Origin of the sequence: Blastococcus aggregatus, assembly GCF_900221005.1 — a bacterium.
GTDB classification, from domain to species: domain Bacteria; phylum Actinomycetota; class Actinomycetes; order Mycobacteriales; family Geodermatophilaceae; genus Blastococcus; species Blastococcus aggregatus.
Genome location: NZ_OBQI01000002.1, coordinates 763,559 through 789,881, shown reverse-complemented (window position 1 = coordinate 789,881; position 26,323 = coordinate 763,559). Strand labels below are relative to the sequence as shown.

At 74.8% G+C, this 26,323-nt stretch carries 24 protein-coding genes; 19 read left to right on the top strand and 5 right to left on the bottom strand.

Annotated elements, in window-relative coordinates:
* Nucleotides 1–14 precede the first annotated feature (14 nt).
* Both CRP29_RS09540 and CRP29_RS09535 read right to left on the bottom strand, forming a co-directional pair.
* Complete coding sequence (locus tag CRP29_RS09540; RefSeq protein ID WP_097194751.1) at nt 15–854, bottom strand: spermidine synthase; 840 nt, start codon at nt 852–854, stop codon at nt 15–17.
* Entirely contained in the window at nt 854–1,825 is a 972-nt protein-coding gene (locus CRP29_RS09535) for an SDR family oxidoreductase (protein WP_097194750.1), read from the bottom strand. Before CRP29_RS09535 ends, CRP29_RS09540 begins: the two co-directional genes overlap by 1 nt.
* A 97-nt stretch (nt 1,826–1,922) precedes the next feature.
* Between CRP29_RS09535 and CRP29_RS09530 the strand changes: the two genes are divergently transcribed.
* The 13 genes from CRP29_RS09530 to CRP29_RS09470 all read left to right on the top strand — a co-directional run bounded on the left by CRP29_RS09530 (nt 1,923) and on the right by CRP29_RS09470 (nt 16,661).
* Nucleotides 1,923–3,203 carry a pyridoxal phosphate-dependent decarboxylase family protein gene (locus tag CRP29_RS09530; protein WP_097194749.1) on the top strand — a complete coding sequence of 427 codons (1,281 nt, stop codon included), beginning with the start codon at nt 1,923–1,925 and terminating at the stop codon, nt 3,201–3,203.
* Complete coding sequence (locus tag CRP29_RS09525) at nt 3,200–4,594, top strand: amidase (RefSeq protein ID WP_176522889.1); 1,395 nt, start codon at nt 3,200–3,202, stop codon at nt 4,592–4,594. The genes CRP29_RS09530 and CRP29_RS09525 overlap by 4 nt, the downstream gene beginning before the upstream one ends.
* A 13-nt stretch (nt 4,595–4,607) precedes the next feature.
* On the top strand, nt 4,608–6,194 hold the full coding sequence (locus CRP29_RS09520; protein WP_097194747.1) for a gamma-glutamyltransferase family protein: 1,587 nt from the start codon (nt 4,608–4,610) through the stop codon (nt 6,192–6,194).
* A 40-nt stretch (nt 6,195–6,234) separates the two neighbouring features.
* Entirely contained in the window at nt 6,235–7,482 is a 1,248-nt protein-coding gene (locus CRP29_RS09515) for an aminotransferase class III-fold pyridoxal phosphate-dependent enzyme (protein ID WP_097194746.1), read from the top strand.
* A 1-nt stretch (nt 7,483) separates the two neighbouring features.
* Nucleotides 7,484–8,155: a class II aldolase/adducin family protein gene (locus tag CRP29_RS09510; RefSeq protein ID WP_217991510.1), complete on the top strand. Its 672-nt coding sequence runs from the start codon at nt 7,484–7,486 to the stop codon at nt 8,153–8,155.
* On the top strand, nt 8,152–9,111 hold the full coding sequence (locus CRP29_RS09505; RefSeq protein WP_097194745.1) for a cyclase family protein: 960 nt from the start codon (nt 8,152–8,154) through the stop codon (nt 9,109–9,111). Before CRP29_RS09510 ends, CRP29_RS09505 begins: the two co-directional genes overlap by 4 nt.
* Nucleotides 9,108–10,076, top strand: a complete 969-nt coding sequence (locus CRP29_RS09500; protein ID WP_176522888.1) for a carbohydrate kinase family protein — start codon at nt 9,108–9,110, stop codon at nt 10,074–10,076. Before CRP29_RS09505 ends, CRP29_RS09500 begins: the two co-directional genes overlap by 4 nt.
* Nucleotides 10,073–12,337, top strand: coding sequence for a penicillin acylase family protein (locus CRP29_RS09495; protein ID WP_097194743.1), 2,265 nt, complete (start codon nt 10,073–10,075; stop codon nt 12,335–12,337). Before CRP29_RS09500 ends, CRP29_RS09495 begins: the two co-directional genes overlap by 4 nt.
* 43 nt (nt 12,338–12,380) lie before the next feature.
* Nucleotides 12,381–13,805: an amidase gene (locus CRP29_RS09490; RefSeq protein ID WP_097194742.1), complete on the top strand. Its 1,425-nt coding sequence runs from the start codon at nt 12,381–12,383 to the stop codon at nt 13,803–13,805.
* A gap of 25 nt (nt 13,806–13,830) precedes the next feature.
* The gene (locus CRP29_RS09485; RefSeq protein ID WP_097194741.1) at nt 13,831–14,421 is read left to right on the top strand and encodes a TetR/AcrR family transcriptional regulator; all 591 of its coding nucleotides are present in this window, start codon (nt 13,831–13,833) and stop codon (nt 14,419–14,421) included.
* A 100-nt stretch (nt 14,422–14,521) separates the two neighbouring features.
* A complete protein-coding gene (locus CRP29_RS09480) occupies nt 14,522–15,034 on the top strand; it encodes a SigE family RNA polymerase sigma factor (RefSeq protein WP_097194740.1) in 513 nt (170 codons plus the stop codon).
* On the top strand, nt 15,031–15,906 hold the full coding sequence (locus tag CRP29_RS09475; protein ID WP_097194739.1) for a hypothetical protein: 876 nt from the start codon (nt 15,031–15,033) through the stop codon (nt 15,904–15,906). The genes CRP29_RS09480 and CRP29_RS09475 overlap by 4 nt, the downstream gene beginning before the upstream one ends.
* Nucleotides 15,906–16,661, top strand: a complete 756-nt coding sequence (locus CRP29_RS09470; RefSeq protein WP_097194738.1) for a hypothetical protein — start codon at nt 15,906–15,908, stop codon at nt 16,659–16,661. The genes CRP29_RS09475 and CRP29_RS09470 overlap by 1 nt, the downstream gene beginning before the upstream one ends.
* 100 nt (nt 16,662–16,761) lie before the next feature.
* Here CRP29_RS09470 and CRP29_RS09465 read toward each other — a convergent pair whose 3' ends face one another.
* Nucleotides 16,762–17,625 carry a class I SAM-dependent methyltransferase gene (locus tag CRP29_RS09465; RefSeq protein WP_097194737.1) on the bottom strand — a complete coding sequence of 288 codons (864 nt, stop codon included), beginning with the start codon at nt 17,623–17,625 and terminating at the stop codon, nt 16,762–16,764.
* Between the two features lie 34 nt (nt 17,626–17,659).
* Here CRP29_RS09465 and CRP29_RS09460 point away from each other — a divergent pair, with 34 nt between their 5' ends.
* A complete protein-coding gene (locus tag CRP29_RS09460; RefSeq protein ID WP_097194736.1) occupies nt 17,660–18,667 on the top strand; it encodes a UDP-N-acetylmuramate dehydrogenase in 1,008 nt (335 codons plus the stop codon).
* 112 nt (nt 18,668–18,779) lie between these two features.
* Here CRP29_RS09460 and CRP29_RS09455 read toward each other — a convergent pair whose 3' ends face one another.
* Entirely contained in the window at nt 18,780–19,568 is a 789-nt protein-coding gene (locus tag CRP29_RS09455) for an SDR family oxidoreductase (protein WP_097194735.1), read from the bottom strand.
* Between the two features lie 104 nt (nt 19,569–19,672).
* Here CRP29_RS09455 and mshA point away from each other — a divergent pair, with 104 nt between their 5' ends.
* The 5 genes from mshA to CRP29_RS09430 all read left to right on the top strand — a co-directional run bounded on the left by mshA (nt 19,673) and on the right by CRP29_RS09430 (nt 25,305).
* Nucleotides 19,673–21,010, top strand: a complete 1,338-nt coding sequence (mshA, locus tag CRP29_RS09450) for a D-inositol-3-phosphate glycosyltransferase (RefSeq protein ID WP_245852679.1) — start codon at nt 19,673–19,675, stop codon at nt 21,008–21,010.
* Nucleotides 21,007–21,540 carry a YbjN domain-containing protein gene (locus CRP29_RS09445; protein WP_097194734.1) on the top strand — a complete coding sequence of 178 codons (534 nt, stop codon included), beginning with the start codon at nt 21,007–21,009 and terminating at the stop codon, nt 21,538–21,540. The genes mshA and CRP29_RS09445 overlap by 4 nt, the downstream gene beginning before the upstream one ends.
* On the top strand, nt 21,537–23,108 hold the full coding sequence (locus CRP29_RS09440) for an MFS transporter (RefSeq protein WP_245852677.1): 1,572 nt from the start codon (nt 21,537–21,539) through the stop codon (nt 23,106–23,108). Before CRP29_RS09445 ends, CRP29_RS09440 begins: the two co-directional genes overlap by 4 nt.
* Before the next feature lie 108 nt (nt 23,109–23,216).
* On the top strand, nt 23,217–24,503 hold the full coding sequence (locus CRP29_RS09435; RefSeq protein WP_176522886.1) for an aminotransferase class I/II-fold pyridoxal phosphate-dependent enzyme: 1,287 nt from the start codon (nt 23,217–23,219) through the stop codon (nt 24,501–24,503).
* A gap of 46 nt (nt 24,504–24,549) precedes the next feature.
* On the top strand, nt 24,550–25,305 hold the full coding sequence (locus tag CRP29_RS09430; protein ID WP_097194732.1) for a phosphoglyceromutase: 756 nt from the start codon (nt 24,550–24,552) through the stop codon (nt 25,303–25,305).
* Nucleotides 25,306–25,480: 175 nt separating this feature from the next.
* Here the strand turns inward: CRP29_RS09430 and phoU are convergent, their stop codons facing one another.
* Nucleotides 25,481–26,137, bottom strand: a complete 657-nt coding sequence (gene phoU, locus CRP29_RS09425; RefSeq protein ID WP_097194731.1) for a phosphate signaling complex protein PhoU — start codon at nt 26,135–26,137, stop codon at nt 25,481–25,483.
* Nucleotides 26,138–26,323: the final 186 nt, after the last annotated feature.

The following is a 26,323-nucleotide window of genomic DNA, read 5'->3' as shown; positions in this document are numbered from 1 at the left end:
CGGGCGCTGAGCCCTCAGCGCCCGAAGACGCCCGCCGGAGGCTCGGGCGACGGCTGCGCCTCGGCGTCGGTCACCGGCGGCGTGCGCCCGACGAACCGCTCGAGGTCGGCGCCGTCCACGACCCGGGAGGGCATCGGGTCGCGCGCGCAGGCCCGGCTGAGGTCGGCCAGCGGCAGTTCGTCGTCCGAGGCGACGGCCACCAGGTTGCCGAACCGGCGGCCGCGCATCGTGCCCGGCTCGGCGAGCAGGCAGACGTGCGCGAACACCGAGCGCAGCGTCGCGACCTGGCCCCGCGCGAACCGCAGCGGCGGGCCGTCGGCGACGTTCGCGGCGTAGAGCCCGCCGGGGCGCAGCACGCGGGCGACCTCCCGGGCGAACTCGACCGTGGTCAGGTGGGCCGGGGTCCGCGCGCCGGCGAACACGTCGGTGACGACGACGTCGGCGCTGGCCGGGTGCAGCAGGGTGAGTGCGGTGCGGGCGTCCTCGGCGCGGACCCGCACGCGGGCATTGCGCGGCAGGGGCAGGTACTCGCGGACCAGGTCGGTGAGCGCCTGGTCGATCTCCACCACCCGCTGGCGGGAGCCCGCCCGGCTCGTCGCCACGTACCGGGGCAGGGTGAGCGCGCCCCCGCCCAGGTGCACGACGTCCAGCGCCGCACCGGCCGGGGCGGCGAGGTCGAGCACGTGGCCCATCCGGCGGACGTACTCGAACTCGAGGTGGGTCGGGTCCTCGAGGTCGACGTGCGACTGCGGGGTGCCGTCCACCATGAGCACCCACGAGCCGTCGCGGTCGGCGTCACCCAGCAACTCGGCGGTGCCACCGGCCACGGGCATCGGCCCCGGAGGGATCCGCATCAGCTCCCGGCCGCGCCGGCGGCCGCCAGCAGCGCCGCCTCGCGGTCGGCCGGCAGGTCCACGGCCAGCGGGGGCTCGCCGCGCTCCCGGTCCCAGGCGACGACGTCGGCCGCCGTCTGCTCCAGGGGGGTGGAGGTGAGCCCCACCGTGCGGGCCAGGTCGGCGTTCCGGCGCATGCCGACGTCGAACCGCGGGTCGGCCAGCACGAGCGGGACCGCTCCGCCGCCCAGCGCGGGGTCGACCGGGACGACGTCGACGGTCGCGCCGGTGCCGCGGGCGCAGGCCTCGACGAGGCCCCTCAGCGTCACCGGCTCGGCCGGGCCGGCGGCGTTGTACGTGCCCGCGCGGTCGTCGTGCAGGAGCGTGACGACCAGGTTCGCCAGGTCGCGGCTGTCCACGACCTGCACCGGCTGGTCCGGCCGTCCGGGCAGGGGGATCGTGCCGCCGCGGGCGGCCCGGCGGGCCCACCAGGTGAACCGGTCGGTCTGGTCGTGCGGGCCGGCGACGATGCCGGGGCGGACCAGCGTGGCGCGGTCGCCGAACCGGCCCAGCGCCTCGTCCTCGCAGGCCACCTTGAGCGGGCCGTAGGTGCGCCCGTCGACCTCCTCGGTGCCGAGCTCCGGCTCGCGCCGGGGGGCGGACTCGTCGAGGGGACCGTCGGCCTTGCCGTCGTAGACCGCCCCGGTGGAGATGAACAGGTACCGGCCGGTCGAGCCGGCCAGCGCGTCGGCGGCCTGCGCCACGTGCCGGGGGACGTAGCCGCTCACGTCGACGACGGCGTCCCAGTCGGTGCCTTGGAGGGAGCCGTAGTCGCCGCTCGCCCGGTCGCCGACCAGGCGGGCGACGTCGGGGAACAGGTCGGTACCGGTGCGGCCCCGGCTGAACAGCGTCAGCTCGTCGCCCCGGCGGAGCGCCTCCTCGACGATCGCGCGACCGACGAACGACGTACCGCCCAGCACCAGGATCCTCACCGGCCGACCATAACGGCGGCTGCGGACCGACCGACGGCGGGCGCTAGTGTCCCCGCCGGACGGCGGAAGGTGACCGCCGACACATCCGGGAGGCCCCGTGTCCACCGCACCGCCCGCACCCGCCGAACTGCCCGCCGAGGGGACCGACGGCCCGGCCGTCCTCGCCCGGATGGTGGCGAACCGGCACGACGACGCCGACTGGCGCAACGGCCGCATCTTCGGGCTGATCTTCCACCCGGACGACGAGGAGCTCGAGGAGCTGCTCGCCGACGTCAGCCGCGAGTACCTGGCGGAGAACGCGCTCAACCCGGTGCGCTTCCCGAGCCTGGCCCGGATGGAGCGGGAGACGGCGGACATGGTCGCCGGCCTGCTGCACGGCACGCCCGGCGCGGGTGGGCTCACCAGCGGCGGCACCGAGTCGATCTTCATGTCGGTCCTGGTCGCGCGCGAGACGGCCCGCAAGAAGGGGATCGCCGAGCCGGTGCTGGTCACCGCGGTGACCGCGCACCCGGCGTTCGCCAAGGCGTGCCACCTGCTCGACATGCGCCAGATCCGGGTGTCGGTGGACGAGGGCTACCGGCTGGACGTCGAGGCGATGCGCGCGGCCGTGGGCCCGGACACCGCCATGGTCGTGGCCAGCGCGCCCTGCTACCCGTACGGCGTGATGGACCCGGTGACCGAGGTCGCGGCCATCGCGCTGGAGGCCGGCGTGCTCTGCCACGTGGACGCCTGCCTGGGCGGGATGATGCTGCCGTTCTGGGAGCGGCTCGGGGAGCCGGTGCCGCCGTGGGACTTCCGGGTCGAGGGCGTCACGAGCATCAGCGCCGACCTGCACAAGTACGGCTACGCGTTCAAGGGCGCCAGCGTGCTGCTGCACCGCGACGTCGCGCAGTACCGGACCCAGTGGTGGTTCGACGACGGCGCCTGGGGCGGCGGGCTGTACGGGTCGCCGACGGCGGCCGGCACGCGTCCGGCCCCGCCGATCGCCGGTGCCTGGGCGGCGCTGCGCCACCTCGGCGAGGCGGGCTACGTGCGCCAGGCCGCGAAGGTGCGCGACGCCACCCGCCGGCTGATGGCCGGGGTCGAGGCGATCGACGGGCTGACCATCACCTCCACGCCGGACCTGTGCGTCTTCCAGTTCGGCAGCGACGTCCTGGACATGGACGTCGTGGCCGAGGCGCTGGCCGACCGGGGCTGGTTCCCGAACCGGCAGCCCGGCGGCCTGCACCTGATGGTGTCGCCGTACCACCTGAAGGTGGCCGACGAGTTCCTGGTCGCCCTCGCCGAAGCGGTCGAGGTGGCCCGGGACGGGGGCACCTCGGATGCCGCGCCGGCCGTCTACGGCGCCGCGCGCCCGACCGGGGGGAGCTCCTCGTGAGCGAGCCCTGGCTGCAGGACGCCTGCTCGCTGGTCGACGCGTTCCGCGCCGGCGAGCTCAGCCCGGCCGAAGCGGTGCAGGCGGTGCTCGACGCCGCCGAGGCCAGCGACCTCAACGCGATCTGCCACGTCGACGCCGAGAACGCCCTCGCCGCGGCGCGGACGGCCGACGTCTCGAAGCCCTTCGGCGGGGTGCCGTTCGCGGTCAAAGAGCTCGAGCCGGTCGAGGGCTGGCCGTTCCCGCGCGGCAGCAAGCTGCTGGAGGGGGCGACCGGGCCGTTCACCACCGTGCACGTCGAGCGGATCCGCGACCGCGGCGGCGCGATCCCCGTGGTGCAGACGACCAGCAGCGAGTTCGGCCTCGTCGGCTACACGCACACGTTGCTGCACGGCACCACCCGCAACCCGTGGGACCCGGCGCGCACGCCGGGCGGCTCCAGCGGCGGGACGGCGGCCGCCGTGGCCGGGGGCGTGGTGCCGATCGGCACCGGGACCGACGGCGGCGGCTCCATCCGCATCCCGGCCGGCTACACCGGACTGGTCGGCATCAAGACGAGCTTCCGCACCATCCCGTTCGCGCCGATGGCCCAGATCGAGCCGCTGCACTCCACCGTCGGCTGCCTGTCCCGCTCGGTGCGCGACACCGCCCGCTGGCTGGACGTCGCGAACGGGGCGCACCCGCGCGACCCGTTCAGCCTGCCGCGGGTCGAGGGCTTCGAGGCCGGGCTGGGCAGCCACGAACTGGCCGGGCTGCGGGTCGCGGTGCTGCCCGACTTCGGCGGCGCGGTCGTGCACCCCGACGTCGTCGCCGGGATCGAGGACGCCGCGGCCGCGCTCATCGCCGCGGCCGGCATGCGGCGGGTCGACGTCGACTTCACCGTGCCGGACATGGCCGCGGTGTGGTCCGGGGCGTCGCTGCCCACGATGTGGCACGGCATGCACGCCTACTGGCCGCAGATCCGCGAGCTGCTCACCGACGAGGTGGCGGCGCTGATGGCCCGCTCCGAGACGTTCACCATCGCCGACGCGGCCGCCGTCGACCCGCTGCGCAAGCAGCTCAACGAGTCCTTCGCCGACCTGTTCGAGTCGGTGGACCTGGTGCTCGCCGCCACCAACCCCGACGACGCCTACCCCGCGGAGGGTCCCTCCCCGGTGCGCGTGGGCGACGTCGACGTCGAGGGCGCGGGCAACACCGGCCGGCTGACGATGGGCATGAACATCACCGGCGTGCCGGCGATCAGCGTGCCGGCCGGGCTCTCGCCGCGCGGGATGCCGATCGGGCTGCAGATCGTCGGGCCGCGGCACAGCGACGCGCTGCTGCTCTCGGTCGCGGCGCTGTTCGAGCGCGAGCGGCCGTGGCCGCTGGTGGCGCCGTCGGCGAGGGCCCGATGAGCTGGGGCACGACATGACCTGGGAGACCGAGACCGTCGAGGGCCCCGACGGCCTGGTCTGCTGCGTGGACCGGCTGGCCTCCGACGCCGGCGTCGCCGTCCTGCGCGCCGGCGGGAACGCCGTCGACGCCGCGATCGCGACGAGCGCGGCGCTCACCGTCACCACCCCGCACATGTGCGGGATGGGTGGCGACCTGATGGCGCTGATCGCCGGGCCGGGCACCGGTTCGGCGGAGCCGCTGGTGCTGAACGCCACCGGTCGCGCGGGCAGCGGGGCCGATCCGGACCGGCTGCGCGCCGAGGGGCACCGCAGCATGCCGGTGCTGGGCGACGTCCGCAGCGCTCCGGTGCCGGGCTGCGTGGACGGCTGGCTGACCCTGCACGCGCGCCTCGGCCGGCTGCCGCTGGCCGACGTGCTGGCGCCGGCGATCGAGCTGGCCGAGGCCGGGTTCCCCACCTCGCCGCTGCTGGCGTTCCTGCTGCCCGGGCTGGCCGGGGTGGCCGGCTGCGACGAGCTGGTGCTGTCCGGGGTGAAGGCGGGTGACCACCTGCGCCGGCCCGGGCCGGCCCGGATGCTGCGGGCGATCGTCGCCGAGGGCCGCGACGGCTTCTACGGCGGGGAGTTCGGCGAGCGACTGCTGGAGGCCGGCGCGGGGGAGTACCTGCCCGAGGACCTCACCACCTCCCTGGCCGACTGGGTGCCGGGTCTGGCGCTGGACGTCTGGGGTCACCGGGTCTGGACCGTGCCCCCGAACTCCGCGGGCTACGTGGCGCTGGCCGGCGCCGGGATCGCCGAGCGCGCGGGGCTGCCCACCGACGCCGAGGACGGCGCGTGGGCCCACCTCACCGTGGAGGCGGCCCGGCTGGCCGGGTTCGACCGGGTGCAGCAGCTCTCCGAGGACGCCGACGGGCCGGCGCTGCTGGCGCCGGACCGGCTGGACGCCCGGGCGGCGATGCTCGACCCGCGTAGGCGGCTGCCGCTCGCGGACAGCTACCGCGACGGCGGGACGATCCACCTGGCCGTCGCCGACCGCGACGGCATGGCGGTGAGCCTGATCCAGTCCAACGCCAAGGAGTTCGGCTGCCACGTGGCGGTGCCCGGCACCGGCATCCTGCTGCACAACCGCGGGATCAGCTTCAGCCTGCAGCCCGGCCACCCGGCCGAGTACCGGCCCGGCCGGCGGCCACCGCACACGCTGTCGCCGACGCTGGTCACCCGGCCCGACGGCTCGCTCCGCGCCGTCCTCGGCACGATGGGCGGGGACTCGCAGACCCAGCTCGTCCTGCAGCTGCTCGCCCGCCTGCTGCGCACCGGAGCCGACCCGGCCGCGGTGATCGGCGCGCCGCGGTGGGTGCTCGCCGTCGACGGCGGAACGGGCTTCAACGTGTGGGAGCGGCCCGAGGCGCACCGCGTCCGCATCGAGGCGCACGCCCCGGCCTCCTGGCGGTCGGGGCTCGAGGAGCGCGGCCACGAGGTCGAGGTCGTGCGGCCCGACCCGGCCGGCTTCGGGCACGCGCACCTCATCGATCTCCCGGTCGACGGGCCGCCGCGCGGCGCGTCGGACGCCCGGGCGATCATCGGCGCCGCCGTCGCCGTCTGAGGGCCTGGTGCTTTTATCGGACGGCTGATAGAAAAAAGCGATGACCCAGGTCCTCGTCCAGCGGACGGCCGACGCGGCCCTGCGCACGCGCGCGGCGTCGGTGATCCCCGGCGGCATGTACGGCCACATGAACGCCGCGGGCCTGCCGGAGGCGTATCCGCAGTTCATGACCCGCGGCGAGGGCAGTCGCGTGTGGGACGCCGACGGCAACGAGTACCTCGACTTCATGTGCGGCTGGGGCCCGATCGTCCTGGGGCGCAAGGACCCGGTCGTCGAGGCGGCGGTCCGCGCCCAGCTCGAGCTCGGCGACCTGCTCGACGGCCCGTCGCCGGTGATGGTCGACCTCGCGGAGCTGCTGGTCGAGCTGGTCCCGCACGCGGACTGGGCGATGCTGGCCAAGAACGGCACCGACGCCACGACCGCGTGCGTCAGCATCGCGCGGGCCTCCACCGGCCGGCGGAAGGTCCTCGTCGCGACCGGGGCGTACCACGGCGCGATCCCGTGGTGCACGCCCCGACCGGGCGGCGTGCTCCCCGAGGACCGGGCGCACCTGGGCTACTTCGACTACAACGACGTCGCCTCGCTGGAGGCCGCGGTCGCCGAGGCCGGCGACGACCTCGCCGGCATCATCGTCTCGCCGGTGCGCCAGGAGCTCGCCCGCGACCAGGAGATGGCGACCGTCGAGTTCGCCCGCGCGATCCGGACGGTCTGCGACCGGACGGGCGCGGTGATGATCCTGGACGACGTCCGCTGCGGGTTCCGCCTCGACCTCGGTGGCAGCTGGGAGCCGCTCGGGGTCCAGCCCGACCTCGCCGCCTGGTCCAAGGCGATCGCGAACGGCTACTCGCTCGCCGCGATCACCGGCCGGGACGGGCTGCGCTCGGCGGCCTCGAGCATCTACGTCACCGGCTCCTTCTGGTACTCGGCGGTGTCCATGGCGGCGTCGATGGCCACGCTCACCCAGCTGCGGGACACCGACGCGCTGGCCCGCATGGCCGCCTCGGGGCAGCGGCTCCGCGACGGGCTGGCCGCCCAGTCGGCCGCCCACGGCTTCGTCACGACCCAGACCGGCCCGGTCCAGATGCCGCTGCTGCGCTTCGCGGACGACGACGCCGGGTCGACGCTGGCGCGGACGTGGACCAACGAGGCCGTGAAGCGCGGGGTGTACCTGCACCCGGTGCACAACTGGTTCCTCAGCGCCGCCCACACCAGCGACGACATCGACCTGGCCCTCGAGCGGACCGACGACGCGTTCGCCGAGCTCGCCCGCCTCGCGCGTCAGGGCTGACGTGCTCACCGACCCCCGCCGGCGCGCGGCCGCGGAGAGCCTGGTCCGGTACGGGCGGCGGATGAACCCCGATGGCCTCGCGGTCGGCCCGGCCGGGAACCTCAGCGTGCGGCTCGACGACGTCGTCGCGATCACGCCGTCGCAGATCCGCTACGACGAGGTCACGGTCGAGTCGATCTGCTTCGTGACCTTGGACGGCGAGCACGTCGGGGGCGAGGGCCGGGTCTCCTCGGAGACGCCCATGCACCTGTCGGTCTACCGGACCACGAACGCAGGGGCGGTCGTGCACACCCACTCACCGCGGGCCGTGGCGGCGTCGACCGTGGTGGACGAGTTGCCGGCGGTCCACTACTCGATCCTGCGGGCCGGAGGCGGCCCGACGATCCGCGTCGCGCCCTACGAGCGGTTCGGCTCCGACGAGCTGGCCCGGGCGGCGGTGGCGGGACTGGAGGGACGGACGGCGGTGCTGCTCCAGAACCACGGGGCGATCACCTACGGCAGGGACCTGGCCGACGCCTACGAACGGGCCCAGCTGGTCGAGTGGCTGGCCGACGTGCACCTCGCCGCGTCCGGGTTCGGCACCCCGCGCATCCTGACCGACGAGGAGCTCGGCCAGGTCGCCTCGGAGTCCGCCCGCCGCCGGTACGGCGCGGCCGTGGGGACGACGCGATGAGCGGCGGGATCCCCCCGTACGACGAGCTGCCGCGCGACGAGGCCGGTGCGCCGGTGGGCTGGGGCGTCTTCGGCGCGGGCGACACCGTCGGCCGGATGAACCTCCAGTCGCCGGCCGCGGTCGCCGCGGCCGCGCAGTCCGTCGTGAGCGGCGCCGTCTTCCCGCTGAACGCACCGCAGGACCTGTTCGACCCGCCGCTGTACGGCCGCGGCGCGATCCGCCACACCCGGCTGCCCAGCCCAGGGGGCACCGGCTTCGACGACGTGTACGACAACTACTACCCGCAGGCCTCCAGCCAGTGGGACGCGCTCTCGCACGTGGCGTACCGGCCCGACGTCTTCTACCAGGGCGTCTCGGCCGACGACGTCGCGCGCGAGGGCCGCAACGGCATCGACGTGTGGGCGCGACGCGGCATCGCCGGCCGGGGCGTCCTCCTCGACGTCGCCCGCGCGCTCGAGGCGGCGGGCCGGCCGCTCGATCCGGGGTCCAGCACGGCCCTGACGGTGGACGACCTCGAGCTGGCGCGCACGCAGGCCGGGCTGGAGTTCCGGCCCGGTGACGTCGTGCTGGTGCGCACCGGCTTCGTGGGCTGGTACCGGCAGCAGGACGAGCGGGCGCGGCAGGCGATGGCCCGCGGCCGGCTGACCGCGGCCGGCGTCGAGCACACCGAGGCGATGGCCCGCTACGTCTGGGACAGCGGTGCCGCCGCGTTCGTCAGCGACGCGCCGGCGCTCGAGGTGTGGCCGCCGGACCCGCGCCCCGAGGCGGCGCCCTTCGGCTTCCTGCACAACGTCCTCATCGGGCAGTTCGGGCTGGCGATCGGCGAGCTGTGGGAGCTGGACGCCCTCGCGGCGGACTGCGCCGAGGACGGGCGGTACGAGTTCCTGCTCACCAGCGCGCCGCTGCACGTGGCCGGCGGCATCGGCTCCCCGGCGAACGCCCTGGCGATCAAGTGACCGGCGCCCCGCGTCCGCGCATCGCCTGCGTCGGCGTCTACATCCTCGACGTCCTGGGCCGGGCGATCGACGTGCTGCCCACCACCCAGACGGCCGTCATCGTCGACGAGATCCGGATGACGGTGGCCGGCACGGCCGGGGGGACGGCGGTCGACCTCGCCCGGCTGGGCGCCGACGTGCTCGCCGTCGGCGCCGTGGGGGCGGACAACGTGGGCGCCTTCGTGCGCACCCTGCTGGACCAGGAGGGCGTCGACGCGAGCGGCCTGGTGGTGAAGCCGGAGCTGCCGACCTCGGCCACGATGCTCCCGATCAGCAGCGCCGGCGTCCGTCCCGCCTGGCACGTGCGGGGCGCGAACGCCGCGCTCGGGCGGGACGACCTGCCCTGGGACGCGCTCGCCGACGTCGACGTCCTGCACTACGGCGGGGTCTCGGCGCTGCCGGGGCTCGACGGGGAGGTCTCCCGGGAGCTGCTGGCCTTCGCCCGGTCGCACGGCGCGATCACCACGGCCGACTGCCTGGGCGTCAAGCGCACCGACGCGCTCGCCACCTTCGCCGCCTCGCTCCCGCACGTCGACGTCTTCATGCCCAACCGCGACGAGGTCGCCCGGCTGACCGGCCTGTCCTCGCCCCGCGACGGCGCCCGGGCGCTGCTGGACCTGGGTGCGCGGGCCGTGATCGTGAAGATGGACGCCGAGGGGTGCCTGGGCGTGAGCGCGGAGGGCGAGTTCGCGTTGCCGGCCATCCCTGGGGACGTCGTCGACTCCACCGGCTGCGGCGACGCCTTCTGCGCCGGGGTGATCCGGGGGCTGACGCTCGGCCGGCCGCTGGAGGAGGCGGCCTGGCTGGGCATCGCCGCGGGCACGCTCACCGCCGGCGGCCTGGGTTCCGATGCGGGCCTCCGGGACCTGGACTCGACGCTGGCCTTCCTCGACGACCGCCGGCCCGGACGAGTGGAGCAGTCATGACCAGCACGGTCCACCTGGCCGGCCTGTCCGACGACGTCGAGATCCACCGGGACGAGTGGGGCATCCCGCACGTCCGGGCCCGGTCGGCCGACGACGCCTTCTTCGCCCAGGGGTACGTGCACGCGCAGGACCGGCTGTTCCAGATGGACGCCGCCCGCCGCAAGATGGAGGGCCGCTGGGCCGAGTGGGTGGGGCCCGCGGGCGTGCCCGCCGACACCCTCGCCCGCAGGCTCGGGGTGGTCGCGGCCTGCCGGCGCGACCTCGCCGTCGCGAACGACGAGACCCGTCGGATGCTCGACGCCTACGCGGCCGGGGTGAACGCCCACCTCGCGGGCCTGGACCGGCTGCCGATGGAGTACGGGCTGCTCGGCGTCGAGCCCGAGGCCTGGGAGCCGTGGCACAGCATCGCGGCGATGCGGCAGCGGGGCTACCTCATGGGCTCGGTCTGGTTCAAGCTCTGGCGGGCCGCGGCGGTGCGGGCCATCGGCCCCGACCGGGTCGGCCTGCTCCGGTACGACGACGGCGGCTCGGACCGCCTCGCCATTCCGCCCGGCGCCGACGCCGAGCGCTGGGTCGCCACGCTGGAATCCCTGGCCCCGGCCCTCGAGGCGATGGCCGCGCTCGCCGACGCGGACGCCACCGGGGGCGGCAGCAACAACTGGGCGGTGTCCGGGGCACGCACCGCCTCGGGCCGGCCGCTGCTCGCCGGTGATCCGCACCGCGCGTTCGAGATGCCGGGGATGTACACCCAGGCGCACCTCGCCTGCGACGCGTTCGACGCCATCGGCCTGACCGTCCCGGGCGTGCCGGGCTTCCCCCACTTCGCGCACAACGGCTCCGTGGCCTGGTCGGTGACGCACGCCTTCGCCGACATCCACGACCTGTACGTCGACCTGTTCTCGCCCGACGCCGCCCGCTACCGGTTCGAGGACGGGTGGCGGCCCACGAGCGTCCGCACCGAGCGGGTCCTCGTGGCCGGCGCCGACCCGGTCGACGTCGAGGTCGTCGAGACCCACCACGGCCCGGTCGTCGCCGGTGACCCGAGGCAGGGCGCCGCACTCACCCTGCGGTCGATGCAGTTCGCCGAGACCGACCGGTCGTTCGACTGCCTGCTGCCGATGCTCCGGGCGCGGACGTCCGCCGAGCTGTTCGACGCCTGCGAGGGCTGGGGGTTGATCGACCACAACCTCGTGGCCGCCGACACCGCAGGCAGCATCGGGCACCTCGTCCGCGCCGTCGTCCCCCGCCGTCCCCGGCTCAACGGCTGGCTGCCGGTGCCCGGCTGGACGGGGGAGCACGACTGGGACGGAATGCTCCCGTTCGACGCGATGCCGCGGACCTCCGACCCGGCCCGCGGCTACCTCGCCACGGCGAACAACCGGGTGGTCGCGGACGCGGGCGACGGCGACTACCTGATGACCGACTGCCATCCCTCCCACCGCGTCCGTCGCGTGGAGGACCGGCTGTCGGAGCTTCCCGACGCCACGACGGAGGACATGCGGGCCATCTCCTCCGACGTGCGGAGCCTCGGCGCGCCGGTGTTCCAGCGGCTGCTCTCGGCGACCGACGTGCCGGACCCGTGGTGCGCGGAGCTGCGCGACGTCGTCGTGGGATGGGACGCGCAGATGGGCGCGGACTCGGTCGCCGCCGCGGCGTACACGTCCTTCCGCTGGGCGCTGGCCGGGGTGCTGACCGAGCGGTCGGGGCTGGCCGCGGCGGGCAGCGACCCGCTCGTCGTCCCGATGCAGCCCGGCGTCGACGCCACGAACCAGCTCTGGTGGGCACTGCCCGGGCTCGTCCGGGCCGATGACACCTCCCTGCTGGACGGCTGGACGTGGGCGCAGGCCGCGGTCGAGGCGCTGCACCGCGCGGCGGACGTGGTGGACGGCGCCCCGTGGGCCGACCGGCACCAGGTCGCCTTCCAGCACCCGCTGACCGCCGCGTTCCCCGCCGAGACGGGCCGGCTGAACGCGCCCGGCGCGCACGTGGGCGGCGACAACGACACCGTCCTCGCCAACGGCTGCTACGCCTCGGCGGGCACGCGGGCGGTCTACGGGGCGGTGGCGCGCTACGTCTTCGACGTCGGGGCCTGGGACAACAGCTCCTGGGTCGTCGTCACCGGGGCGTCCGGCGACCCGGACAGCCCGCACCACCTGGACCAGCACGCGCTCTGGGCGGCCGGCGAGACGGTTCCGATGCGCTACGACTGGACGACGATCGCGGCCGCGGGCCGGCTGACCCTGCTGCGTCCCGCTGACTGAGCTGTCCCACCCCAGCCGACCCGATACGACGACAGGAGCGCACGTGAGCGACCAGCTGTGGGCGACGCCGGCGACGGAGCTCGACCGGATGATCGAGGCGAAGGAGGTCTCGCCGACCGAGATCCTCGACGCGGTGCTCGACCGGATGGCCGCCGTCGAGCCGCAGGTCCACGCCTTCGTCACCGTCACCGTCACCGAGGAGCTCGCGCGGACCGAGGCGGCCGCCGCCACCGAGCGGGCCGCCCGGGGCGAGCGGATCAGCGCCATGGACGGGATCCCGTACTCGATCAAGGACCTGGAGAACACCGCCGGGATCCGCACCACGCAGGGCTCGAGGTTCTTCGCCGACGACGTCCCCGACACCGACAGCGTCGTCGCGGGCCGGCTCCGCTCCAGCGGCGGCGTCCTGCTCGGCAAGACCAACACCCCGGCCTTCGGGTGGAAGGACATGGCCGACAACCAGGTCGCCGAGACGACGGTGAACCCGTGGGACACCTCGCGGACCACCGGTGCCTCCTCCGGCGGGGCCGCGGCCGCGGTGGCGGCGGGGCTGGGTCCGCTGGCGCAGGGATCGGACGGCGCGGGCTCGATCCGCATCCCCGCGGCGCTGTGCGGCGTCGTCGGCTTCAAGCCGTCGTTCGGGCGGATCCCGGTGCACCCGATCCGCGAGTACTGGGCGCACCGCACGCACGTCGGCCCGCTGACCCGGACGGTGGCCGACGCCGCGCTCATGACGTCGGTGATGGCGGGGAACGACGACCGCGACCCGCTCTCCCTTCCCAGCGACATGGGGGAGTTCGTGCCGCTGCCGGAGTCCGACCGGCCGCTCGCCGGCCGGAAGGTCCGCTGGAGCGCCGACCTCGGCTACGGCGCGGTGAGCGCCGAGGTGGCGCAGATCGTGGCCGAGGCGGTGTCCGTGCTGGAGCAGCTCGGGTGCTCGATCGAGGAGAAGGCGCCGGGCTGGGAGGATCCGAGCCGCTTCCACCGGGTCATCTACAGCAGCGGCCTCGCCGTGGGCGTCGGCCCGTTCGCCGACCGGCAGCCGGAGTGGGTCGAGGAGGACCTGCGGCGGCTGATCGAGTACGGCCGCTCGCTGTCGGCGGTCGACCTCAAGGCCGCCGAGGCGCAGCGCGGCCGCCTCTACGACGCCGCCCGCACCCTCTTCGAGGAGATCGACTTCCTCGTCACGCCCGCGATGCCGCTCGAGGCCTGGTCCGCCGAGCCCGGCCCCGGGCCGCAGGAGATCGACGGCGTGCGGCTGGGCTCACGCGGCCGCTCCTACGCGCTGAACCCCTTCAACCTGACCGGGCAGCCGGCCATCTCGATCCCCTGCGGCTGGACCGAGGCGGGCCTCCCGGTCGGCGTGCAGATCGTCGGCCGGCGGAACCAGGACATCGACGTCCTCCAGGTCGCGCACGTGCTCGAGCAGCGCCTCGGGCTCGTGGACCGGTGGCCGGCGCTGTCCTGAGCGTCGTCGTCCAGCGGGAGCAGACGTGCCGAAGATCGTCGACCACGACGAGCGCCGCCGGTCGCTCATCGAGGCCACCTGGCGGGTGATCGCGCGGGAGGGCATCGCCAACGCGACGACCCGCGGGATCGCCCGCGAGGCCGGCTGCTCCAGCGGGGTCCTCGCGCACTACTTCGCCGACAAGGCCGAGCTCATGGCCTCGGCGATGCTGGCCGCGCACGCCGAGGTGCACGCGCGGATGGATCCGGAGCTGACCGGGCTGGCGTCGGTCCGCCAGTACATGCTCGAGTGCCTGCCGCTGGACGAGCGGCGCCGGTTCCTCGCCGTCGTCGAGGCGAGCTTCTGGGGGCAGGCGGTCGGCGATCCCCGGCTGGTCGACGTGTACGCCGGCGAGGTCGAGGGGTTCCGCGGGCGGCTGCGGGTCCGGCTGGAGCAGGCGCAGCACCAGGGCGAGCTGCGGCCGGAGGTCGACGTCGACGCGGTCGTGCACGAGCTGCACGTCCTCAACGACGGGCTGAGCATCCAGGCGGCGCTGTACCCGCACAGCGCCCCGGCGGAGCGGCAGACCGCGCTCGTCGACGCGATCCTCGACCGGATCCGCAGCGCCGGTCCGTGACGTTCCCGAGATTCTCCGGGCCGCTCTCAACCTCGGGCATGCGGCGGAGCGTGTCTAGGGGTGGAGGCGCACCCGCCCGGGTGCCGGGCCGGAGGGTGTCGTGAGCGGGGGCAGCGATGCGGAGTTCGCCGATTTCGTCGCGCAGTGGTCACCGGCGCTGCTGCGGGTGGCGTTCCTGCTGACCGGTGACCGCGGCCTGGCCGAGGACCTGCTGCAGACGGCGCTGCTGAAGACGTCGCGCCGGTGGTCGCGGATCGCCGACCGGCAGGCCGCCTACCCCTACGTGCGGCGGGTGCTGGTCACGACGTCGGCGAGCTGGCGCCGCCGTCGTCGGGTGGGGGAGGTGCTCACCGACCGGCTGCCCGAGCCGGCGACGGCGGGCGGCGCGGCGGCTCCGGGCCGGGCGGTGGCGGCGCTGGAGGCGCTGCCCCCGCGGATGCGGGCGGTGATCGTGCTGCGCTACTACGAGGACCTCTCGGAGGCCGACACCGCCGCGGCCCTGGGCTGCTCGGTCGGCTCGGTCAAGAGCCAGGCATCCCGCGGCCTGGCGCGGCTGCGCGTCGACCTGTCTCCCGCCGCCGACCTGGTGGGCTCCCGAGAGGACGCGTCATGAACACCAGCGACCTGCGCGACGAGCTGCGCCGCGACGCCGAGCTGGCCGGCCTGCCGCCGACCGACCTGGTCCACCGGGTGGCGGGCCTGCGCCGGCGCGGCCGCCGCCGCTGGGCCACGGCTCTGGCCTGCGCATGCGCGGTCGCGGTGGCGGTGGCCGGCGTCTCGACCCTCGACGGAGCGCGGGAGCAGGACCGGAGTGCGGACGGGGGTGCCGCCGCGACCGCGGTCGTCGACCCCGAGGCCGCCGCGGAGGCCTATCGGGAGGTGATCGCGAACCGCGGCGGAGGAGGCTCGCGTGCCATCGCCCCGGCGTCGCTGGTCGAGTTCCTGCCCACCATCACCTACCTCATCCGCAACGGGTCCACGACCAGCCTGTCCGACGCGGTCGTCGTCGGGCACGTTACGAGCGTCGGTCCGGGCCGCGCGTTCTACGTTCCCGAGGACGACGACACCGCCAGCATCGAGGTGCCCTTCGACGACCCCCGCGCGATGTGGCGGACCGTCCATGCCGAGGTTGCCGTCACGGAGGTCCTCGCAGGTGAGGTGCCCGGGAACACGGTCACCTTCGGGCTCTCGCTGAGCCCGCAGACGCCGGTCGAGGTCCCGGTGAACGGGCTCCCCGCGCTGGGCGACCTGGTTCTCTTCCTGAACGCGGACTCGGGGGTCTTCGACTACGAACCCGGCATCTGGAGCATCGTCTTCGACGGCGAGGTGCTGGCCGAGATCGCGGACGACGGCCGGCTCAGCCTGCCGGCCGCGGAGCCCTACTTCGCGGAACGGTGGCTCGCCGCGACGCCCACGCTGGACAGCCTGCGCGAGGCGGCCCGCCAGCCGGCCCGGGTGGTTCCGTTCGAATCCCTGGAGGACTGATGGCCGCCGGGAAGCGGACCGCCGGACGCGTCGTCGCTGTCGTCGTCGCCGTGCTGCTGGGCGGGGCACTGGTCACCTGGCTGGCCCTGCGCGGCACCGGAACCCCGGCGGAGGCCGCACCCGGGCCCGTTCCGGCCTGCTCCGAGCTGCTCGGGACCGAGCTCGGTCCCGTCGGAGAGGACCCGGCGTGGAACGGCTGCGTGACCGACGGCGGCGCGGCGGTCCGGTCCTATGGCTACGAGTGCTCCGGCCTCCGCGGGCTGCTGCCGGGGGGCGGGAGGGAGCAGGAGCTGGCCGACGAGGCCGCCGTCGTGTTCCTGCCCGACGCCGGGCTGATGGCCGCCACCGGGCAGCCCTGGGTCGGATCGCGGATGGCGCGCATCGCGTTCCTCCGGACGCCGCTCACGATGCTCGTCGAGTACCGCTGCGACGAGCTGCGCTCCCTGCCGCCACCGGACGGGATCGTCACGGTCGACTGCTCGCTCGACGACGTCCCCCTCGACCTGCCCACCACGCAGGGCTGCACCCGCGAGGGGCAGTACCACGCCGCCGTCGGCCGGATCTGCAGCTATCCCGACTTCGACACCACCACCTCCTGGGAGCAGTGGTCGATCGCCGCGCCCGACTTCCGGGGCGTGGAGGACGTGATCGTGCTGGAGAGCGGGCCGGACGAACAGTGGTGGGCGGTGCCCGCGGCCCACCGCGACGAGCGCTGCTCGACGCCGCCGGACGAGTGGGACCCCGCCTGGCGCTGAGACGAGGTTCTCCTGGCGGACTTTCTGCACCGAAAGTCCGCCGGGGGAACGTCGTGTCCGGACTTTCGGTGCAGAAAGTCCGGGGGGCGTCCGGACCGGGTCAGACGGGGGCGACCGCCGACCAGCGCACGGTGACCTCGCCGTGCCGCCACCGCCGGCTGGAACCGACCAGCGGCCAGCCCTGCTCGGCCAGCGCCTCGACGGCCCCGACCCAGCGCTGCCGCGGCCCGAAGGTCGACAGCCCGGCCGCGGTCGCCCAGGCGGCGTCGAAGGCGCGGAGGAACTCGTGCACCGGCTGGCCGGGGACGTTGTGGTGGATGAGCGCCTTGGGCAGCCGCTCGGCCAGGTCCGACGGCCGCTCGATGTCCGACACCCGGGCGGCCAGCGTCAGGGTGAGCGGACCGTCGTCGTCCAGGGCGACCCAGGCCGAGCGGCGTCCCCACTCGTCACACGTGCCCTCGACGACCAGACCGCCGGGGGCCAGCCGGGCGCGCATCGTGTCCCAGGCGCGGGCCGCGGACTCCTCGTCGTACTGGCGCAGCACGTTGAAGGCCCGGACGATCACCGGCCGCAGCCCGGCCAGCTCGAACCCGCCGACGCGGAAGTCCACCCGAGGGGGATCCCGGTCGGCGGCGACCGCGGTGACGCGGTCCGGGTCGATCTCCAGGCCCACGACCTCCAGCCCGTGCACCTCGGGGCCCAGCCGCTCCACCAGCTCCAGCGTCGTGACGGCCGACGCCCCGTAACCGAGGTCCACGACCAGCGGCCGGGGCGAGTCGCGCAGCCGCGGGACCTGCGTGGCCAGCAGCCAGCGGTCGACCCGGCGCAGCCGGTTGGCGTTGGTGGTGCCGCGCGTGGGCAGCCCGAGCGCGCGGGCGCGTCCGGCGGCCAGCCGGGGCGCCTTGCGCTGCGGCTGCGGGGACAGCGAGGCCCGCTTCTTGTGCTCGCTGCCCGCCTCGCTCACCGGGCGTCAGGGTAGTCCGGGCTAGCGTGGCGCCGTGCAGGTTCGACGCGGCGCCCGGTTGGCGGAGCTCACCACCCTCGCCGTCGGCGGCCCGATCGAGCGGCTGCTGGAGGTGGAGACGGCCGCGGAGCTGGTCGACGCCGTCCGCGACGCCGACGAGGCCGGCCGCCCGCTGCTGCTCCTCGGGGGCGGCTCCAACGTCGTCGCGCCGGACGAGGGCTGGCCCGGCGACGTCGTCGCCGTCCGCACCCGCGGCATCGCCCGGGACGGCGACCGGCTCACCGTGCAGGCGGGGGAGGACTGGGACGGACTGGTCGCCCGCACCGTCGAGGAGCAGCTCGCGGGGATGGAGGCGCTGTCCGGGATCCCCGGCTCGACGGGCGCCACTCCCGTGCAGAACGTGGGCGCCTACGGCCAGGAGGTCGCGCAGACCATCAGCGCGGTCCGGGTCTACGACCGCGCCGAGAAGACCGCGCGCGACCTGACCCCGGCCGAGTGCGGATTCGCCTACCGCGACAGCCGGCTCAAGCGCGAACCCGGCCGGTTCGTCGTCCTCGAGGTCGCCTTCGACCTGCACCCGGGACCGCTGTCCATGCCCGTCGGGTATGCGGAGCTGGCGCGGACGCTCGACGTGGAGATCGGGCAGCCGGCGCCGCTGGCCGCCGTCCGAGAGGCCGTGCTGGGCCTGCGCCGCGGCAAGGGCATGGTCTGGGACCCGGCCGACCCCGACTCGCGCAGCGCCGGCTCGTTCTTCACCAACCCGATCGTCCCGGCCGGGCAGGCGGTCGAGGGCTGCCCGAGCTGGCCCGCCGGCGCCGACCACGTCAAGCTCAGCGCCGCCTGGCTGGTGCAGCACGCCGGCTTCGGCCGCGGCACCCGCGAGGGCCACGTCGGGACGTCGTCCCGGCACAGCCTGGCCCTCACCACCGAGGACGGCGCCACCGCGACCGAGCTGCTGGCCTTCGCCGACCGCATCGTCGCCACCGTGCGCGAGAGGTTCGGCGTGACGCTGGAGCCGGAACCCACCGCCGTCCGCCCATAGCTCTGTCGTGCCGAGTGGGGCCCGGAGGGTCCCGCGCAGGCGCGACGGACGCGCTCCGCCCGGCCGTAAGGGGCTACCTGGCCGCGGTGTCGTCCGGAGGACGACAGAGTGCTCAGGCCTCCTCGCGGTGGACCTTGTGTTGGGCGGCCTGCGCTCTCGGCCGCACGACCATGAGGTCGATGTTCACGTGGTGCGGACGGGTGAGCGCCCAGGCGATGCAGTCGGCGACGTCGTCGGCGACGAGCGGCTCGCGCACGCCCCGGTACACGGCCTCCGCCTTCTCCTCCGAGCCCAGCCGGTTGAGCGAGAACTCCGCGGTGTGCACCATCCCGGGCGCGATCTCGATGACCCGCACCGGTTCGGCCACCAGCTCCAGCCGGAGCGCCCCGACCATGGCGTGCAGGCCGTGCTTGGCCGCGGTGTACGAGCTGCCGCCCTCGTAGGTGACCAGCCCCGCCGTCGAGCTGACGAACAGCACGTCACCGGCGCCCGAGGCGACCAGCGCGGGCAGCAGCGCCCGGGTGACGCGCACGGTTCCGAGCACGTTCACCTCGTAGGTTCGGGCCCACGAGTCCAGGTCGGCGTCCTCCACCCGGTTGGCGTCGAAGGCCCCGCCCGCGTTGTTGACCAGCACGTCCACCCGGTCCAGCTCCCCGGCGAACGCCTCGACCGACGCCGCGTCCGTGACGTCCAGCGGGAGCGCCCGGGCCCCGATGGAATCGGCCAGCTCGGTCAGCCGCTCCATCCGCCGCGCACCCAGGACGACGTCGAAGCCCTCCGCGACCAGCCGTGTCGCGGTGGCCGCCCCGATGCCGCTCGAGGCGCCGGTGACGACCGCGGTGCGGCCGGCTCCGGGCAGCGCGGAGGTACCGGACCGGGTGAGAGGTGAGCCACCTGACATGTGCTCATCCTCCCGCTGTTGCAGGATGGAAGACCGGCGGGGTCCACGACGTTGGCTCCCACGACGGTCCGGACTCCAGGAACTGCAGAGCGGGAGGACAGCACGTGCCTGCTTCCCGCACGTTCCGCCCCGGCCTGCCCCGGCGCGTCGCCACGCTGTCGGTGCACACCAGCCCGCTCGACCAGCCGGGTGCCGGTGACGCGGGCGGCATGAACGTCTACATCGTCGAGGCGTCCCGGCGGCTGGCCGCGCGCGGCATCGCCGTCGACATCTTCACCCGCGCCACCTCCAGCGACCTGCCACCCGTGGTCGAGATGTGCCCCGGCGTCACCGTCCGGCACGTCGTCGCCGGGCCGTTCGAGGGCCTGGGCAAGGAGGAGCTGCCCGCCCAGCTGTGCGCCTTCACCGCCGCCGTGCTGCGCGAGGAGGCCCAGCACGAGCCCGGCTTCTACGACGTCGTCCACTCCCACTACTGGCTGTCCGGTCAGGTCGGCTGGCTGGCCCGGGACCGGTGGAGCGTGCCGCTGATCCACACCGCGCACACCCTCGCCAAGGTCAAGAACGAGGCGCTCGCCGACGGCGACCGGCCCGAGCCGCGCTCCCGCGTGATCGGCGAGCAGCAGGTCGTCGCCGAGGCCGACCGGCTGATCGCGAACACCGACGAGGAGGCCCGCCAGCTGGTCCGCCTCTACGGCGCCGAGCCGGCCCGCACCCTCGTCGTCCCGCCGGGTGTGGATCTCGACCGCTTCTCACCCGGTGACCGGGCGGCCGCCCGGCGCGCGGTCGGCATGCCCCCGGACGCCGTCGTGCTCCTGTTCGTCGGCCGCATCCAGCCGCTCAAGGCGCCCGACGTCCTGCTGCACACCGCGGCCCGGCTGCTCGCCGACGACCCGGCCCTGCGCAGCCGCCTGCGCGTGCACGTCGTGGGCGCTCCCAGCGGCTCCGGGCTGGAAGCCCCCGAGCAGCTGCAGAAGCTCGCCGGCTCGCTCGGGATCGCCGACGTCGTCACGTTCTTCCCGCCGCAGCCGCCCGAGCGGCTCGCGGAGCACTACCGCGCCGCCGACGTCACGGTCGTCCCCAGCCACAACGAGTCCTTCGGCCTCGTCGCGCTGGAGTCGCAGGCCTGCGGGACGCCGGTCGTCGCCGCGGCGGTGGGTGGCCTGCCGACGGCGGTCCGCGACGGCGTCTCCGGCGTGCTGGTGGCCGGTCACCACCCGGCCGACTACGCCGTCGCCGTGCGGGCGGTGCTGGCCCGGCGGGAGCTGCTCGCCGCGGGCGCGCGCCGCCACGCCGCCATGTTCTCCTGGGACCGCACCGCCGACGCGCTCGTCGAGGCCTACGCCTCGGCGGCCCGCGACATGGCCGCCGCCCCCGTCCGTCCCGCGCGCGAGCGGCTGCTCGGCCCGCTGCGCGTCCTCCCCGGAGTGCAGGTGGCGCGATGAGCAGCAGGACCGTCGACGAGCTGGACGCCGTCATCGAGCAGGTGCTCCGCGACGGCGAGCTGGTGCACGAGCACCCGACGCCCGGCACCTGGCTGGTCGACCTGCCGGGCACCAAGAAGCTCAAGACGGTGTGCGGGCTCGTCGTCGGTGAGCACGCGCTGCGGGTCGAGGCGTTCGTCTGCCGCCAGCCCGACGAGAACCGCGAGCAGCTGTGGACCTTCCTGCTGCAGCACAACGCCCGGATGTACGGCGTCTCGTACTCCATCGACAACGTCGGTGACGTGTACCTGACCGGCCGGCTCCCGCACGCCGCCGTGACCGCCGAGGAGCTCGACCGCATCCTCGGCTCGGTGCTCAGCTACGCCGACGACCACTTCAACACCATGCTGGAGATCGGCTTCGGCACCTCCATCCGCCGAGAGTGGGACTGGCGGGTGAAGCGCGGCGAGTCGCTGCGCAACCTGGAGGCCTTCGCTGCCTTCGCCGACCCGTCGCGCCGCGGGGACGCCGCTCCCGCCGGCGAGGAGTGACGACGGACGTCACCTCGGCCGAGGAGGCTCCTCCCGGCTACGCCCGCCGCTGGTGGGTGCTCGCCACCATGACGGTGTGCCTGCTCGTGGTGATCATGGGCAACACGATCCTCAACGTCGCCCTGCCGACGCTGCAGCGCGATCTCGGCGCCACCCAGGCGGAGCTCCAGTGGGCGGTGGACGCCTACATCCTCGTGTTCGCCGGCCTGCTGTTCTCCTGGGGCGTCATCGGTGACCGCATCGGCCGGCGGCGGGTGCTGGTCATCGGCCTGTCGATCTTCGCGCTCGGCTCGGTGCTGGCCGCGATGAGCGACAGCCCGGCCGAGCTGATCGCCTACCGCGCGCTCATGGGCGTCGGCGGTGCCGCGGTCCAGCCCACGACCCTCGCGGTCATCACCAACGTCTTCCCCGGTCCGGAGCGCGGGCGGGCGATCGGCGTGTGGGCGGGCACCGCGGGCATCGCCGTCGCCGGCGGTCCGCTGGCCGGTGGCGCGGTCCTCGAGCACTTCTGGTGGGGTGCGGTCTTCCTCGTCGGCGTGCCCGTGGCCGTCCTCGGCATCATCGGCGTGCTGGCGATCGTCCCGGAGTCGAAGGACCCCTCGCCCGGCCGCCTCGACATCCCGGGCGTGCTGCTGTCGATCGTGGCGCTCGTCGGCCTGGTCTACGGCATCATCCGCGGCGGCGAGGGCGCCGGCTGGACGACGCCGGGCGTGCTGGTCCCGCTGCTCGGCGGCATTGTGCTGCTGGCCCTGTTCGTCCAGCTGCAGCGGCGCTCGGCCCACCCGGCGCTGGACGTCTCGCTCTTCCGCAACCCGGCCTTCTCCGCGGCCGCCGCCGCCCTGGGCCTGAACTTCTTCGCACTGCTCGGCGCCACGTTCTACGTCGTCTTCTACCTGCAGGGGGTGCTGGGCTACAGCCCGCTGCAGGCCGGCGCGACGCTCATCCCGGTGGCGCTGGGCATGGCGATCATGGGGCTGCGCAGTTCCGTGCTGGCCGAGAAGTACGGCGCCAAGGCCGTCTGCGCGGTCGGCTTCACGCTCATCACGACGTCGTTCCTCGGCTTCCAGCTCCTGGACGCCGACTCGCCCGCCTGGCTGCTGATCGTGATCCTGTCCGTCCAGGGCACGGGCACGGGCATGGTGATGGCTCCCGCCACCGAGTCGATCATGTCCGTCGTCCCGCGCGAGAAGGCCGGGGCAGGCGCGGCGGTGAACAACTCCGTCCGCCAGGTCGGCGGGGCGCTGGGGGTGGCGATCCTCGGTTCGGTGCTGGCCGGGGTCTACGCGGCGAACCTGGGCGACGCCACCGACGTGCTGCCCGCCGACGCCCGCGAGCAGGCGGGGGAGTCCATCGTCGGCACCCTCGCGGCGGTGGGCCGGGTGCAGGCCGGGGACGACCCGGAGGCCGCGCAGGCGGCGGCCGGGCTGGTGCAGCCGGCCCGCGAGGCCTTCGTCGACGCCATGCACGTCACCGCCGTGGGGACGGCGGCCGCGGGGGCCGTCGCGGTCGTCGTCGTGCTGGTCTGGCTACCGGGGCGCCGCGATCGGGTGATGCCGCCCCCCACGTGAGGGAACGATCGCGCAGAACGTTGACGCTCCGTCACCGGACGCACAGGCTGGCCGGGTCGCGTGCGGGCCGGGGAGCCGCGTACGGACGTACGTGGGGGAGAAGCACTTGTGACCGACGGCCTCGCCGCCGCCCGCCCTGACCTGCCCGCAGCCAGGCTGAACCGCCGCGATCCGTTCGCGCCGTTGCACGAGAACGCCCTCGCGGCCCTGCTCCGCGATCCGCGTCATCCCGGTGCGGCGTCCGTCGCCGTGCCCACCGGCGGCGCTCCGCTGCCGCTCACCCGGTACGCCGACGGCCACGACCGGATCAACCTGGGCACCGGCAACTACCTCGGCCTGGCCGGCGACCCGCGGATGATCGAGTCCGCGACCGCCGCGCTGCGCCGGTACGGCACCAGCACCTCGGGCAGCCGGGTGCTCAACGGGACCACCGGGCTGCACCTGCAGCTGGAGGAGGAGCTGGCCGACCTCTACGGCACCGAGGCCGCGGTGCTCACCTCGTCGGGCGTGAACGCCAACATCGCGCTGCTGTCCACGATCTGCACCCCCGACGACGTGCTGCTGGTCGACGCGCACGTGCACGCCAGCCTGCACGCGGCCGCGGCGGCCAGCCGTGGCCGGGTGGTGCGCTGGCGGCACAACGACCTGGCGTCGCTGGCCGCGCGCCTGGAGCGGCTCGACCCGCGGGCCGGCGCCGTCGTCGTCGTGGACGGCGTCTACTCCATGACCGGCGAGCTCGCCCCGCTGCGGGAGATCACCGCGCTCTGTGCGCAGCACGGCGCGCGGCTCGTGGTCGACGAGGCACACGGCCTGGGCGTGCTGGGCGAGGGCGGTCGGGGTGCCGGCGAGGAGCTCGGCGTCCTGGCCGACGTCGACGCGGTGACGATCGCGCTGAGCAAGTCGCTGGCCAGCGTCGGCGGCGCGGTGATGACCAGCCGGGCCGCCGCCGACGGCATCCGCGCCGGGGCGATGCCCTACGTGTTCAGCGCCGCCAACGACCCGGCCTCGGTCGCCGCGGCCCTCACCGCGGTGCGGATCCTGCGCGCCGAACCCGAGCGGATCGTCCGGCTGCAGGAGAACTGCGCGCTGCTGCGCCGGGTGCTCGCCGAGGCCGGTGCCGAGCCGATCGAGGGCCGGGGCGCGGTGGTCGCCGTCCCCACCGGGTCGGACGAGGCCACCGGCGCCGCCTGGCGCACCGCCTTCGACGGCGGCGTCTACACCAACGCCGTCGCCTACCCGGCGGTCCCGCGCGGGCGGGGAGTCCTGCGGCTCACGGTCATGGCGACGCACACCGACGCCCAGCTGCGCGCCGCCGGCGAGCTCGTCGCGGCCGCCGTGCACGCGGCCCAGGACCGGTACGGGGACGACGTCCCGGCCCGGCGGAGCGTCGCGTGATGCGGGCCCGGGCTGCGGCCGGACGGCGTTCGGGCAGGATGAGGGCGTGACTTCTACGGGAACCCTCGTGCTGCTCCGCCACGGCGAGAGCGAGTGGAACAAGGCCAATCTGTTCACCGGCTGGGTCGACGTCCCCCTGACGGACAAGGGGCGCGTCGAGGCCGCCCGCGGTGGCCAGCTGCTCGCCGAGCACGACCTGCTGCCCGACGTCCTGCACACCTCCCTGCTGCGGCGGGCGATCATGACCGCCGAGCTGGCGCTGCACGAGGCCGACCGGCACTGGATCCCGGTGAAGCGCTCGTGGCGCCTCAACGAGCGGCACTACGGCGCGCTCCAGGGCAAGGACAAGGCGCAGACGCTCGCGGAGTTCGGCGAGGAGCAGTTCATGACCTGGCGCCGCTCGTACGACACCCCGCCGCCGCCGATCGAGCCCGGCAGCGAGTTCGCCCAAGACGTCGACGCGCGCTACTCGTTCCTCCCGCCGGAGGCGCGGCCGGCGACGGAGTGCCTGGCCGACGTCGTCGTCCGGATGCTGCCGTACTGGTACGACGCGATCGTGCCGGACCTGCGCGAGGGGAGGACCGTGCTGGTCGCGGCGCACGGCAACAGCCTGCGGGCGCTGGTGAAGCACCTCGACGGACTCGGTGACGACGAGGTCGTCGGCCTCAACATCCCGACCGGCGTCCCGTTGCGCTACGACCTGGACGACGACCTGCGTCCGGTGCAGCCCGGCGGCCAGTACCTCGACCCCGACGCCGCGGCGGCCGCCATCGAGGCCGTCAAGAACCAGGGCAAGCACTAGGTCGCTGCACTGTCGTGCCGAGTGGGCCCCGGAGGGGTCCGCGCAGGCGCGACGAACGCGCTCAGCTCAGCGGGGGAACGGCTCCTGGCCGCGGTGTCGTCCGGAGGACGACGGTGTCACAGCGCAGGTAGGGGACGGCTCGTGGCCGCGGTGTCATGACTGCGTCGTCACTCCGTCATGACGGAGTGACGACGTGCCGCTCGCCGGTGACCAGGTAGACGACCCGGCGGGCGACGCTGACCGCGTGGTCGGCGAACCGCTCGTAGTAGCGGCCGAGCAGCGTCACGTCGATCGCGGTCTCGACGCCGTAGGGCCAGCTGTCGGCGAGCAGCTCGCGGAACAGGCCGCGGTGGATGCGGTCCATCGCGTCGTCGTCGGTCTCGAGTTCGCGGGCCTTCTCGACGTTCTGGGTGGCGATGACGGTGCCGGCCTTGGCGACCAGCATCTCCGCGACGTGCCCGGCCTCGAGGAACGCCGGGCGCACCTCCTGCGGGACGGCGTGGTCCGGGAAGCGCATCCGCGCCACCTTGGCGATGTGCTCGGCGAGGTCACCCATGCGCTCGAGGTCGCTGGCGATGCGGGTGGCGACGACGATCGTGCGCAGGTCGGTCGCGACGGGCTGCTGGCGCGCCAGCACGGTGAAGCAGCGCTGGTCGATGCTCTCCCGGGTCGCGTCGATCTGCTCGTCGCCGGCGATCACGAGGTCGGCCAGTGCGACGTCGGCGTCCAGCAGTGCGGTCGTGGCGGTGCTCATCTGGGAGCCGACCGTGTTGGCCATCTCGACCAGGCAGCCGCGGATGTCGTCGAGTTCCTCGTGGTAGCTGTCCCGCACGTCGTCCTCCTCGGGGGGTGCGGCAGGCTGCCGCGCCGGTCGGGATCGACCCTAGGCCCGTGTCGGGGGTGTGCGTACGCATCGAGGTGAACGCCGACCCACTCCCACGTGAACACTCCCTCGTCGGAGGCGCCCGATCAGGTGTTCGGGCGGGTCCGGGCCCCCGGCGCACCTAGCATCGGCACC

Bases quoted from the DNA above. Each gene is read 5' to 3' on its own strand.
- CRP29_RS09540 (WP_097194751.1), bottom strand. From the start codon at position 854: ATGCGGATCCCTCCGGGGCCGATGCCCGTGGCCGGTGGCACCGCCGAG.
- CRP29_RS09520 (WP_097194747.1), top strand. From the start codon at position 4,608: ATGACCTGGGAGACCGAGACCGTCGAGGGCCCCGACGGCCTGGTCTGC.
- CRP29_RS09515 (WP_097194746.1), top strand. From the start codon at position 6,235: ATGACCCAGGTCCTCGTCCAGCGGACGGCCGACGCGGCCCTGCGCACG.
- CRP29_RS09505 (WP_097194745.1), top strand. From the start codon at position 8,152: ATGAGCGGCGGGATCCCCCCGTACGACGAGCTGCCGCGCGACGAGGCC.
- CRP29_RS09495 (WP_097194743.1), top strand. From the start codon at position 10,073: ATGACCAGCACGGTCCACCTGGCCGGCCTGTCCGACGACGTCGAGATC.
- CRP29_RS09475 (WP_097194739.1), top strand. From the start codon at position 15,031: ATGAACACCAGCGACCTGCGCGACGAGCTGCGCCGCGACGCCGAGCTG.
- CRP29_RS09470 (WP_097194738.1), top strand. From the start codon at position 15,906: ATGGCCGCCGGGAAGCGGACCGCCGGACGCGTCGTCGCTGTCGTCGTC.
- CRP29_RS09455 (WP_097194735.1), bottom strand. From the start codon at position 19,568: ATGTCAGGTGGCTCACCTCTCACCCGGTCCGGTACCTCCGCGCTGCCC.
- CRP29_RS09445 (WP_097194734.1), top strand. From the start codon at position 21,007: ATGAGCAGCAGGACCGTCGACGAGCTGGACGCCGTCATCGAGCAGGTG.